Source organism: Ilumatobacter coccineus YM16-304, assembly GCF_000348785.1.
Taxonomy (GTDB): Bacteria; Actinomycetota; Acidimicrobiia; order Acidimicrobiales; family Ilumatobacteraceae; genus Ilumatobacter_A; species Ilumatobacter_A coccineus.
The window spans coordinates 4,005,960-4,019,526 of sequence record NC_020520.1; the positions used below are offsets into that span (position 1 = coordinate 4,005,960).

The following is a 13,567-nucleotide window of genomic DNA, read 5'->3' on the forward strand; positions in this document are numbered from 1 at the left end:
AAACGGTGTCTGACACCGTTTGCGGCGATGCGGTCAGGCGGGGATGTAGCCGACCACGTCGACGGTGAGATCGGTGGCAGCCGACGAGAACACGCACACCGTGCCATCGGCCGAGAGCTTGGCGACCAACTCGTTGCCGACCACGGCGCCGGCCGACCCGTAGTTGAGCGACGATGCCAACGGCCGGGTGCCACACGGGTAGGTCGTGATGAAGCCACGACCCGACGGGTTGATGGCGGTGATGTTCATCACGACCGCACCGGCACCAGACGCCGGAACGCCAGCGCGGCCTGCGATGTCGACCTCGACGAACTCGCCGGCATCGATCCGGCCAGTGGCTTGCTGTTCTTCATCGACGGTCTCGTCGGACGTTCGCGTTGCGTACACACGTCCAGGATCGACACTCGTCGCCGCGCTCGACGACGGCACATAGCCGACGACGTCGACCGTCAGATCGGTCTCGGCCGAGGAGTAGGCGCACACCGAACCGGTAGCGCTGAGCTTGGCGATCAACTCGTTGCCGACGACCGCACCGGCCGCCCCGTAGTTGAGCGACGAGGCCAACGGGCGATCGCCGCACGGGTACACCGTGATGAACCCTCGGCCGCTGGGATTGATGGCGGTGATGTTCATCACGACCGCACCGGCACCGGAGGCCGCCACGCCGCCACGACCAGCGATGTCGACTTCGATGAATGAACCGGCGTCGACGCGACCTTCCGCTTCCTGCTGACCGTCGACGGTTTCGTCGGAGGCTCGGGTCGCGTACACGCGGGCCGGGTCGACCGAGATGACGTCGCTCCACGACGGCACGTAGCCGACGACGTCGATCGTCAGGTCGGTCTCGGCCGAGGTGTAGACGCAGACCGAACCGTCAGCGCTGAGCTTCGCCACCAGTTCGTTGCCGACGACCGCGCCGGCTGACCCGTAGTTGAGCGACGATGCCAACGGACGATCACCACATGGATACGTGGTCACGAAACCGCGACCGGACGGGTTGATGGCCGTGACGTTCATGACCACGGCCTGAGCGTCGTCGGCGACCCCGGCACGCCCGTTGATGTCGACCTCGACGAAATCGCCGGCGGCAATGCGGCCGTCACCCTGGAACAAGTCGTCGACCGTCTCGTCGGAGGCGCGCGAGGCGAACACACGCCCCGGGTTCAACGACACGACCTCGGGTCCGTCGGGAGCGGCGACCGTCACCGACACGGTGAAGGTCGTCGTGGCGGTCTGCCCGCCCGAGTCGGTAGCGGTACACGTCACGACGGTGTCGCCGATCGGGAACGTCGACCCGGATGCCGGCGTACACGACGAGGTGATCGGACCGTCTCGCACATCGTCGGCGGCCGGCGAGGTGTAGGTCACCACGGCCGAGGTCTCGTCGTCGGCGATCTCGACATCGACGTCGGGCGGCGTCGTTGCGAAGGCCGGCTCGCGGTCGAGGCGCATCAACAACACGCGGTTCTGGAAGGTTGGCACCGGGTAACTGTCGCCCGACGTCGTACGCGTCGCTGCGGTGTCGAGACGGATCACGCCCGACGGGGTCCCGATCACGCTGTTCGACGCGTTGATGGCGCCCGCCACGCCGAGCGAGTCACGGCCGAATGTGACCGCACCAGCGTCGGGGCTCCCGGCGTCGTCCCACGATGTCGTGCCGACCAGGTAGCCGCCGATGTCGAGATCGACGATCTCGACATTGCCGACAGCGTCGTTCACAGATGTGCCGACCAGACTGTTGGCCGACGTGATCGGACCGGTGACGCCACCGCTGCCCGATCCGAAGGTGACCGCACCGAGGTTGTCGGCTCCCCAGCCAGGTGTGCGGACCACGTAGTCGCCGTCGTCGAGCACTGTGACGCGGACGTTGCCGACCCGGTCGTTGTCGGCGGTGCCGACGAGGCTGTTCGCGGCGCTGACGACGCCGGTCGTCCCGCCGTTTCCGTTCCCCCAGGTGATCGCACCTCGGTCGACGCCGTCGCCGTCGACGAGTGGGCTCGCCACGAGATAGTCCCCGGTCGGCAACGCGTACAGCCCGCCACCGCCGACGAAGTCGAATTGATCGGGTCCCGTCAGACTGTTGGCGAGCGTGACCTCGCCGACCGTGCCGCTCTCGCCATTGCCCCAGGTGACGGCACCGACGTTGGGTTTGCCCGGCTCGCCGTCCCACAGCAAACTCGCGGTGACCCAGTGTCCGTTCGTCAACGCGATGGTCTGAGTGCCGACCGCGATTCCGTCGTAGTCGTCGCCACCGATCAGGCTGTTGGATGCGTCGACGACCCCGACCGTGCCGCCGTTGCCGTCACCCCACGTCACCGCACCGGTGTTCGTTCTGAGGTCGGAGGTGTTGCGATCCGGGCTGTTGACCACGTAGTTCCCGTTGGTCAACACGGTGATGCCGCTCGAGGAGATGTAGTCATCGTCGAACTCACCGATCAGACTGTTGGCTGCGCTCACCTCACCGACGGTCGACCCCGTGGCGCCGTCGCCCCAGGTCGCAGCGCCGAGATCGGCGCCCGCTCCGTCCCACAACGTCGAGCTGACGACGTAGTTGCCGTTCGTCAACAGGAAGATGCCGCCGTTGCTGATCCGGTCGTCGTTGTCACTTCCGACGAGGCTGTTCGAGTCGCTGACCTCGCCGACCGTGCCGCCGTCACCATCCCCCCAGGTGACCGCACCGAGGTCGGTGCCCGGCCCGTCCCAGTACTGCGAGGCGACGACGTAGTTGCCGTTCGTGAGCGGGAAGACCGAGCGCCCGACGAGGTCGTCGTCGGAGCTCCCGACCAGGCTGTTCGTCGCGTCGACCATGCCGACCGTGCCACCCTCGCCGTTGCCCCACGTCGCCGCGCCGTAGTCGTTGCCGGCTCCGTCCCAGTACTCCGACTCCACGACATAGTCACCGTCGGTGAGTGGCGTGATCCTGGAACCGACTTCGTCGCCGGCTTCGCCGAGCAAGCTGTTGAACTCGGTGATGGGGCCGGTCACGCCGACCTCGCCGTCGGACCAGGTGGCGGCACCGCCGTTCGCACCGATCGCCGAGAACGTCGACGAGCCCACCACGAAACTTCCGTTGGTCAGCGCGACCGGTGTGTCGTAGCCCACACCGTCGTCGGTCGTGACGCCCACGAGGCTGTTCGACGATGTCGCCGAGCCGATCATGCCGACGTTGCCGTCGATGAGCGTGACCGCGCCCTTGCCGCCGTCCCACCGCCCGTTGCCGACGACGAAGTTGCCGTTGGTCAACACCACGATCGGGCCGGAGCCGACCCACTCCGACGCTGCTGATCCGATGAAGCTGTTCGTTGCGCTCACCGTGCCAGACAGTCCGATTTCACCGTCGACCCAGGTGACCGCCCCGGCGTCGACCACTCCGCCGTTGTCCCAATCGCCACTCGCGACGACGAAGTTGGAGTCGCCGACTTCGAAGATCCCGCCCGAGCCGACTTCGTCGCTCGCCGTCGACCCGGTGAGCGTGCTGATCACCGTGTCGGACATGCCGTCGTAGAGGTGGACGGCGCCGACGTCGGCGACGCCACCTTCGTCGTGCAAGACGTCGGTCACGACGTAGTTGCCGTTGGACAGCACCAGCACGTCGGCACCGAACGTCTCGCTGCCAGCCGGCCCGACGAGATCGAGTTGGGTGATGTCGGGCGAGATGTCCGCTGAGGCCGGAGCGTCGGAGGCCGTGGTGATGATCCCCGTGGTTCCGACGAGCGCGAGCGCGAGAAGGCGATGTGTCCGCATCGGCGAGAACCTAGCCAGCTCGCCGTTTCTCATGCGCAGAGTTCCAACCGGCCCACGTCATCCGGTGTCTGACACCGGATGACGCAGGGGGCGGTCAGGTGGGGATGTAGCCGACGACGTCGACGGTGAGGTCGGTGGCGGCCGACGAGAACACGCACACCGTGCCGTCGGCCGAGAGCTTGGCGACCAACTCGTTGCCGACCACAGCGCCGGCCGACCCGTAGTTGAGCGACGACGCCAACGGACGATCACCACACGGAGACACCGTCACGTACCCACGACCAGACGGATTCACCGCCGTGATGTTCATCACCACGGCACCAACACCAGATGCTGGAACACCGGCACGACCCGCGATGTCGACCTCGACGAAGGACCCCGCAACCACACGCCCGACGCCCTGCTGATCTCCGTCGACCGTCGCATCACCCGACCGTGTCGCGTACACCCGAGCCGGATCGAGCGAGCGAGCGGCGCTCGACGACGGGACGTACCCGACGACATCGACGGTCAGATCGGTCGACGCCGACGAGAACACGCACACCGTGCCGTCGGCCGAGAGCTTGGCGACCAACTCGTTGCCCACCACCGCGCCGGCCGACCCGTAGTTGAGCGACGATGCCAACGGACGATCACCACACGGAGACACCGTCACGTACCCGCGACCCGACGGATTCACCGCCGTGATGTTCATCACCACCGCACCGACACCCGAACCCGGCACACCGGCGCGACCCACGATGTCGACCTCGACGGACTCACCCGCCGAGATCCGCCCCGTCGCCTCCTGCTCCCCATCGACCGTCTCGTCCGACGCTCGAGTCGCATACACCCGAGCCGGATCGACCGACACCACCCCGCTCGTCGACGGGACGTACCCGACGACATCGATCGTCAGGTCGGTCTCGGCCGACGTGAACACGCACACCGACCCCGTCCCGGACAGCTTGGCCACCAACTCGTTGCCGACGACCGCGCCGGCCGACCCGTAGTTGAGCGACGAGGCCAGCGGACGATCGCCGCACGGTGACACCGTCACGTACCCACGACCCGACGGGTTGATCGCGGTCACGTTCATCACCACCGCCTTGGCGTCGCCGGCCACACCGGACCGACCGGCGATGTCGACCTCGACGACGTCGCCACCTGCGATGCGACCCTCCCCTTCGAACAGACCGTCGACCGTTTCGTCGGTCGAGCGCGAGGCGAACACGCGACCCGGTGTGAGCGACACGATCTCGCTCGCCGCAGGACCGACGACCGTCACGTCGAACGTCGTCTCCGACGTCAGCCCACCAGCGTCGGTCGCCGTGCAGGTGACCGTCGTGGTGCCGATCGGGAACGCCGACCCCGACGCCGGGAGGCATGCGACCGACGATGTGGTGTCGTCACGAAGGTCGAACGCCGTCGGCGTCGTGAACGAGACGGCTGCCGTCGACGCGCCGCTGGCCGCAGTCACCGAGATGTTGGCTCCGACCGAGGTGAACTCGGGACCGCGATCGATACGAACGGCGAAGACTCGATTGTTGATCGTCCGCAGCAGCACCGCGTCATCACTCGTGAGCAACGGCTGCGGGTCGTAGGCCAAGCCCGCTCCGCTGCCGAACGCCGTGTTGGACTCGGTCGCGACGCCGACGGTCGGTCGGTCTCCGACCATGAGCGTCGCTCCGTAGCGGCCGTCGAGGAAGGAGCTCGCGGCGATCACGTCGCCCGACTCGATCACGTTCGGCCCGTTCTGTCCGAGGCGGTAGCTCGCCGCCGGACCGATGAGGCTGTTCGAGGCCGACACGGGGCCGGCGAGTCCGGTCGTGCCGTCGATCCAGGTGATCGCGCCGGCGTCGGTGTGCGTGTCGGAATCCCAGTCGGAACTGACGACGATCGCGTTGCCGTTCGGCAACGCCACGATGTCGTGGAACTCGGGGATCTCCTCCGAGCCGATCAGGTCGTTCGGACTGTCGCCATACAGACTCACGGTTCCGTCGAGCGATGAGCCCACGACCCCGACCTCGCCGTCGGCCCACGTCACCGCACCAGAGTCGGTCACACCGAAACTGTCGAGATGCGGGCTCGAGATCAGATAGTTGCCGTTCGTGAGCGGCACGATCACGCGCGGCACGAAGTCGTCGACGTTCACGCCGACGAAACTGTTGCTCGGCGACACGAGGCCGGCGACGCCGCTCGTACCGCTCCCCCAGGTCGCCGCGCCGGCTCGGGTGTTCGCACCGTTGGCCCAGTGTGCGCTCTCGACGACGTAGTTGCCGTTGGTCAACGGAGTCACGCGCATGCCGACCCGGTCGAGTGTCTGCCCGCCGACGAGGCTGTTGGCGACCGACACGACGCCCGGCGCCGGGCCTGACCCGTCGCGCCACGTCGCTGCACCCGCGCCCGCGGCGCTGCCGTTCGACCATTCGACACTCGTGACGACGTAGTTGCCGTTGGTGAGCGCCGTCGCCGTACCCACCTCGTCGCCTGACGTCGATCCGATCAGCGAGTTGCTCGACGTGACGACACCCGAACTGGGGCCGGAACCATCGACCCACGTGACCGCGCCGACGTTCTCCGTCGACCCGTCGTCCCAGAGCGGGCTGGACACCGTGTAGTGCCCGTTGGACAATGCGGTCACCGTGCCGGTCGAGTCGTCGGCCGACTGTCCGATCGTGCTGTTCGCGGCGCTCACGACGCCGACCAGACCGGACTCACCGTCGCCCCAGGTGACCGCGCCGACGTTCGCGAACGGCCCGTCCCACCAGCCACTGGCCACCACATAGTGGCCGTTGGCGAGCGCAGTGATTCCGTAGATGCCGACTCGGTCGTCGATCGTGGATCCGACGAGGCTGTTCGCTGCGCTCACTTCGCCCGTCGCGCCGACAGCACCATCACCCCAGGTGGCAGCACCGATGCGCTCGACCGGGCCGCCGCCATCCCAGTCAGGGCTCGCGACCACGTAGTTGCCGTTGGTCAGCACGGCAACCCCACGGCCACCGACCCGGTCATAGTCGCCGCTGCCGACGAGGCTGTTGCTCGCGCTCACCGGTCCCGAGATGCCGGTGTTGCCGGGTACCCACGTCACCGCACCTGCATCGACCACGCCGCCACGGTCCCAGTTGCGCCAACTCACCAGACCGTTCCCGTTCGCCAACACGGTGATGCGAGTGTCTCCGGCATCTCCGGTCGCCTCGCCGACGAGACTGTTCGACGGAGCAACCGTTCCGTTCAACCCGGTGACCCCGTCGATCCACGTCGCTGCGCCCGCGTTCGGGGTTGCACCATTCGCCCAGTTTCGGCTGACGACCACGACGTTCGAGTCGCCGACCTCGGCGATGAGTCCGTTGCCCACACGATCGTTCGACTGCGTGCCGGTGATGCGGCTGATGACCGAATCGTCGGTGCCGTCGTAGAGGTAGATCGCCCCGATGTCGGTCGCGAAGGCACCGTCGTGCATCGGATCGGTCACCACGTAGTTGCCGTTCGACAGGACGAGCAGCGTCGAGCCGAACTGTGCACTTCCGCCGGGCCCGAGGATCTCGTCGCCCGTCACCGTCTGACTGGTCTCTGCCTGCAGCGTGGGCGCGGCGGTGATGATGAGCGCAGCTGCCGTGGCCATGGCCACCGCGATCCTGCCCCAGACGCTCACGGGATGATGGGGTCGTGTGGACATGGAACGCAGCCTCCTGTTTCGCACCAGGCACACACCGGTGGTGCCGCTCTTCATCGTGCGTGATCCGGTCGCCGCTGTCATGAGTAGGAACTACTCACACGCCACGTCCGGACTCCCACGAGCGGGCCGCCGGTATCGTCCGCCCCTCGCAAACCACAGGAAGCAGCCAACATGCCCGACAAGAAGCTCACCCCGCTCCAGAAGCTGGAAGCCCAGCGCGAAGCCAACGCCGCCGCCAAGGCCAACAAGGGGTCTCGGGTGTTCAGCGACGCCGAGAAGGCGACCCGCAAAGAGCGCGTGGCCAAGGCGAAGGACGCCTTGTCGCGTTCGGTCGGTGTGAAGGGTGATCACGTGACCGCCGGTCGCGCTGCGCTCAAGCGCTACCTGCAGCAGATGAACGAGCCGAACCAGCCCGACGACGCCCGGTTCGAGATGCTGATCGAAGCCCCGTTCAAGGCGCCGCCGAAGAAGCGCGACAACAACCGCGGATTCTGATCCCGCCGACCGATCATCCGGTGTCAGACACAGAATGACTCGTCATTCTGTGTCTGACACCGATTGACGTCGGCCCTCAGGCGGGGATGTAGCCGACGACGTCGACGGTGAGGTCGGTCGCCGCGCTCGTGTACACGCACACGGTGCCGTCGGTGGAGAGCTTGGCGACCAGCTCGTTGCCAACGACCGCACCAGCGGCGCCGTAGTTCAACGACGACGCCAACGGCCGCGTCTCGCACGGATACGTCGTGATGAACCCGCGACCCGTCGGGTTGATCGCCGTGATGTTCATCACCACCGCACCCGCCGACGCCGGCACCCCAGCACGACCCGCGATCTCGACCTCGACGAACTCACCCGTCGCGATCTGACCGGTCGCCTCCTGCTCACCGTCAACCGTCTCATCGGTCGCTCTCGTCGCGTACACACGAGCCGGATCCAACGACGCCGCCGCACTGCTCTCCTGGATGTAGCCGACCACGTCAACCGTCAGATCCGTCTCCGCCGACGAGAACACACACACCGTCCCATCAGCCGACAGCTTCGCGATCAACTCGTTACCGACCACCGCGCCAGCCGACCCATAGTTCAGCGACGACGCCAACGGGCGATCACCACACGGGAACACCGTCACGTAGCCACGACCCGACGGATTGATCGCCGTGATGTTCATCACCACCGACTTCGCATCCCCAGCAACACCAGCACGACCAGCCAGATCGACCTCCACGAACTCACCCGCCGGGATCCGACCCGTCGCCTCCTGCACACCATCAACCGTCTCATCCGATGCGCGAGTCGCATACACACGACCCGGATCCAACGACACGACCTCCGACACCGCCGGCACAAAACCCACCACATCGATCGACAGATCGGTCTCGGCCGACGAGAACACACACACCGCACCCTCACCGCTCAGCTTCGCCACCAACTCATTACCAACCACAGCACCAGCAGCGCCATAGTTCAACGACGACGCCAACGGCCGCGTCTCACACGGATACGTCGTCACATAACCACGACCCGACGGATTGATCGCCGTGATGTTCATCACCACCGACTTCGCATCATCGGCAACACCAGCACGACCCGCGATCTCGACCTCCACGAACTCACCCGCCTCGATCCGACCACCACCCTCGAACAACCCATCCACCGTCTCATCCGACACCCGCGACGCAAACACACGACCCGGCGTCAACGACACCACCTCCACCGACACATCCGGATCCGGGTCGGGGTCGGGGTCAGGCTCGACGGTCGGCTCGTCGCCGAGGTAGAAGACGGTCGGTTCGGTGCCGAACAGTTCGGTGTCGGCACGGGCATAGATGACGTCGCCGATCAGCGTCGGGCGCGCCTGGTAGAAGCCGTGCAATTCGTAGTCGAACAGCGGTCTCGCTGCGTCGACCTCACCCTTGGTGCGCCACACCCTGGTGGTGTTCGCCGGTGTGGGGGCGAACCCACTCACTCCTTCGAACGCTTCTTCCATCTCGGTCACGAAGAACAGTTCGTCGTCGTACACGCCGAGCAAATCGAACTCGTCGGTGGTCGTCTCCTCGATGACCGTCATCACGGTGCCGTCGATCGACACGATCTGGCGAGTGCGCGTTGGTTCCTCGAGGCGGTTGCCGCCCATATTTCCCTCGCCACGCGTCAGGCCGAGAACCATCGCACCAGCAAGTTCGAGGTCGCCGTTCTCCCCCGGCCCCGCATCGATCCGGCTGATGGGATCTCCCGCCGGCACGGTGATCGGGGCTGCAGAATCGTCGAGCCCGACTTGAAAGAACGCGTACTCGTCGCCGAGCATGCTCCTCGGCTCGGTGAATTCCTCGGCGCCCCCGCCGTCGTCCTCGTAGGCCACGGCGACAAGCTGCTGGTCGGTGGCATAGAGCTCTTGAATCGGGAGGTCGTTCAGACCAGCGACGGCTGCGGTGCCCGCAACCGTGCCATCGGTACGGAACACGATCTCATCGCCATCTCCGAGCAAACTGACGCCACCACCGCCTTCACCTGTGTCGACGTCGCGCATGACGTACAGACGTCCACCGAACTCCACGGCGTCCCCGCTCGCCTCGAAGTCGGTGATGAGCAGTGTCGTCGATCCGGTTTCCGTGTCGACTGCATGCAGTTCGTCGGTTGGTCCGTCGTCGGTCTGCACGAGAAGACGGCCGCTGATCGCTCCGACGATGCTGCTCGTCTCGAACTCACCGAACATCGTCGCCGTCGTGCCGCCCGGACGAACGACCCAGAGGTCACCGTTCGAACGGAAGAAGTAGCTGCCGTTGACTTCGACCCCGCTGCTGAAGTTGCCGCCCAGATCACCCGGACGCGTGTCGGCGAGCAGGTGAGTGCCCGCAGCCGTTCCATCGGAGATGAATGGCTCGTAGCCGATGTCCGGGCGGTCGGCCTCGAACACGAACCGGTCGCCGAACGGTGCGATCCGTCGCGGCCGCGACCCCTCCGCACCCGGAAGAATGTCGGCCACCAGCCGAACCTCGTCGGCGGTTCGGTCGTGAATCCACAGCTCGTCGCCCGTCGCCGAGCTCGATGCAGTGAAGACGGCGTCGGCGCCGAACTGGGAGAAGTCGTTCGGGAACGACGACTGGGTGATGACGGTGTTGATCGAGGTCACTTGTGACGTAGCGGTCCCGTCGGTGAACCACACTTGTTGACCGGACACACCATCGTCGGCAACGAAGTACCAACCGTCATCCACCGCCACGGGCGCCGAGAAGCCGATCGACGGCGCCGGCCCTGGGAAGATGTCGGCAATCTGGCGCGTGCCACCGACGGTCCCGTCACTGATCCACGGTTCGAAGCCGTCTCCGGCTTCGACGGCCAGAAGTGCCGCGCTTCCATCGAGGGCCGCTACCGGCGACGCCCCAGTACCGCCGATTGCCACGGTGCCGGCCTCGGTCCCGTCACTGACCCAGAACTGATAGTCGCCGACGCGCTCGACGAAGACTGCGTTGCCGTTCGAGAGTCCCACGGTGCTGCCGATGTTCGGCCCCGACTTCACGAGCTGCGACGTCGCAGTCGAGTCGGCGATCGTGTACAGGCCGTTGATCCGCCCCTCCCACGCGAAGTTCCCGACGAGGTCCAAGCCCGTGACGTTTCCGGCGTCCGACACCACCTCGATCGTGTCGGTCGCCGGGGTTGCGGTCGATTCGGAGATCCGCCGGACCAGGTTGAAGTTCGAAGCATCTCGAGACACGAAGTACAGCGAGCCGTCGTCCGACGTCTGGATGAGAGAGGGGTTGCCATCGGCGAGGCCCGGACGCGTCTCGAACATCGTCAGGCCCGTGGTCGGGTCGTAGCGATGCAGCTCGTTGCCATCGACCCCGTTGTCGGCACTGAAGTAGAGCGCCTCTCCCCCGCCGGTGACCGGGGCGACGGTAAGACCCGTGGGGTAGGACGACGGGGCGCCAGGGTCGATGTCGAGCACCGTTTCGGTCCCTGCAGCGGTGAGGTCGGTTCGCATGAGCTCCGAACCCGTTCCCTCGTCGCCGCGGAAGTAGATCTCACCGTCGAACTCCGTGAACTGGCTCGGATACGAGCTCTCGCTTCCGTCGTAGACGTCGATCATCTCCCACGACTCGGCGACGACGTCGATGACCAAGAGCTCGTAGCCGATCGAATCACGCCTGGCGGCGCCGATCAGCTGGTTCCCGCTCATCAACCCGAGCTCCATGCTCGTGATGCCGTCGGTCGAGTCGATCAGGGTCTCGGCGGCACCGGTCGCGCGGTCGATCTTCCACACCACATAGGTGTCATCCGATGATCCGAGGTCACCTGTGTCCACCGGCCGCTCTCGGCTGATCGCGAAGACGTGCGTGGCGTTCGCGAACAACTGACGGGACTCGATGCCGTACGGACTCGTGTCGAGGTCGGTCAGGAGCAGCGGTTCACGGCCTTCGACCGGGAGCGCTGCGACGGGTGGTTCGGTCGCGGCCAGCCCGGCGAGGAGCGACACCACGGTTGCGCATGAGATGAGGGAGAACTTCTTCACGCTTCCACCCTGGCAGACCGCCGTTATTCGAGCGTCATCTCACCGGGTCAGCACGCTCTGACTTGGGCAGGATCTGCTGACTCCGGGGCGGGTGGGGATGTAGCTGGCTCTGCCCGGGGCGGACCGGGCTGACGAGTTGCTAGCCGCCGAGGGCGCCGGTGAGGTCTTGCAGTTCGCCGAAGCGAGCGACGAGACCCGGGAGCACGCCGACGACGATGGTGCCGACGACGGTGATGCCGAGTGCAGCCAGGATCGGCTGCGGTGTGGCGAGCGGTGCGTTGTCGCCGTCGGGAGCGTCGTCGACCCAGATCGTGCGCAGCACCTTGAAATAGTACGCCGCCGAGATGACCGTGTTGATCGCGGCGATGCAGGCCAGCGTGTAGGCGGCGCCGTTCGACGCGTCGAGCACGGCCTTGAAGGCGTTGAACTTGGCGAACCAGCCGCCGAGCGGCGGGATGCCGGCCAGCGAGGCGAAGAACACCGTCATCGCCACGGTCATGCCGGGCGCGTACTGGAAGAGTCCACCGAACGAATCGATCTCGCCGCTGCGCGTCTTGCGGGTGACCGCGAGGATCGTGGCGAACGCACCCAGGTTCATGAAGGCGTAGACGAGGAGGTAGACGACCACCGCGTTGAGCGCCGAGCCGGAGGCATCGGGGTCACCGGCGAACGCCAGCGGCATGAGGATGAACCCACCCTGGCTCACCGACGAGTAAGCGAGCATGCGGACGATGTTGGTCTGGCGCAGCGCGAGCACGTTGCCGACCGTCATGGTGAGCGCCGCCATGACCCAGAGCATCGGGCCGTACACGTCGTCGGCACCCGGGAAGGCGACGTAGACGAGCGTGACGAGGGCGACGAAACCACCGGCCTTCGACGCGACCGACAAGAACGCGGTGACCGGCAGCGGTGCACCTTCGTACGTGTCGGGCGCCCAGTTGTGGAACGGAACGGCCGAGACCTTGAAGGCGAAACCGACGATCACGAAGGCGACGCCGACGACCTGGAGGCCGAGCAGGTCACCGTTGGTGAGCGCGGCGCCGATCTCGGTCAGCTTGGTCGTGCCGGTCGTGCCGAAGATGTACGACATGCCGAACAGCATGATCGCCGAGGCGAACACACCGAGGAGGTAGTACTTCACACCCGCTTCGTTCGACTTCGACGAGCGCTTCTTCCAGGCCGCCATCATGTAGGCCGGGATCGACAGGAGCTCAAGTGCCACGAAGATGGAGATGAGGTCACGCGACGAGCTCATCATCACCATGCCGAGTACGGAGCACAGCATCAAGACGTAGTACTCACCCTGGTAGTAGCCGCCCTCTTCGAGCTCGTTCTGGCTGAGCAGGATGACGACGTACGCCACCAGCAGGAACAACGCCTTGAGGATCAGTGCGTACTCGTCGACCACGTAGCGGCCGTCGAAGAGTTCTCGCGCCGGTCCGTCGTCGACGGCGAGCGTGACCACGGGAACGAAGGCAGCGAGCATGACGAACCCGGAGAGGGTGGCCATGGTCCACTTCTTCGAGTCGCTGAGGTTGAGATCGATGAACAGCACCAGGTTGATGCCGATGATCAGCACCAACTCGGGGGCGAGCGCGTGCCAATCGATGTCGGGCGCAACCCACTCAGAGGCCTGCGCCAAGACGGTCGAGAGCATG

Annotated in this window: 5 protein-coding genes; 1 reads left to right on the forward strand and 4 read right to left on the reverse strand. The window is 66.1% G+C overall.

Annotation, left to right across the window (positions count from 1 at the left end):
• Window positions 1-33 precede the first annotated feature (33 nt).
• Complete coding sequence (locus YM304_RS17805; protein WP_154723530.1) at window positions 34-3,777, reverse strand: HYR domain-containing protein; 3,744 nt, start codon at window positions 3,775-3,777, stop codon at window positions 34-36.
• A 61-nt stretch (window positions 3,778-3,838) separates the two neighbouring features.
• A complete protein-coding gene (locus YM304_RS17810; RefSeq protein ID WP_015443113.1) occupies window positions 3,839-7,402 on the reverse strand; it encodes an HYR domain-containing protein in 3,564 nt (1,187 codons plus the stop codon).
• A 171-nt stretch (window positions 7,403-7,573) separates the two neighbouring features.
• Here YM304_RS17810 and YM304_RS17815 point away from each other — a divergent pair, with 171 nt between their 5' ends.
• Window positions 7,574-7,897: a hypothetical protein gene (locus YM304_RS17815; protein ID WP_015443114.1), complete on the forward strand. Its 324-nt coding sequence runs from the start codon at window positions 7,574-7,576 to the stop codon at window positions 7,895-7,897.
• Between the two features lie 76 nt (window positions 7,898-7,973).
• Here YM304_RS17815 and YM304_RS17820 read toward each other — a convergent pair whose 3' ends face one another.
• Entirely contained in the window at window positions 7,974-11,909 is a 3,936-nt protein-coding gene (locus tag YM304_RS17820; protein WP_015443115.1) for a hypothetical protein, read from the reverse strand.
• A 139-nt stretch (window positions 11,910-12,048) separates the two neighbouring features.
• Window positions 12,049-13,566 carry an NADH-quinone oxidoreductase subunit N gene (locus YM304_RS17825; protein WP_154723683.1) on the reverse strand — a complete coding sequence of 506 codons (1,518 nt, stop codon included), beginning with the start codon at window positions 13,564-13,566 and terminating at the stop codon, window positions 12,049-12,051.
• Between the last annotated feature and the right edge of the window lies 1 nt (window position 13,567).

Excerpts from the sequence above, each read along its gene's own strand:
- YM304_RS17810 (WP_015443113.1), bottom strand. The coding sequence starts at position 7,402 with ATGTCCACACGACCCCATCATCCCGTGAGCGTCTGGGGCAGGATCGCG.
- YM304_RS17815 (WP_015443114.1), top strand. The coding sequence starts at position 7,574 with ATGCCCGACAAGAAGCTCACCCCGCTCCAGAAGCTGGAAGCCCAGCGC.
- YM304_RS17825 (WP_154723683.1), bottom strand. The coding sequence starts at position 13,566 with ATGCTCTCGACCGTCTTGGCGCAGGCCTCTGAGTGGGTTGCGCCCGAC.
- YM304_RS17805 (WP_154723530.1), bottom strand. The coding sequence starts at position 3,777 with ATGAGAAACGGCGAGCTGGCTAGGTTCTCGCCGATGCGGACACATCGC.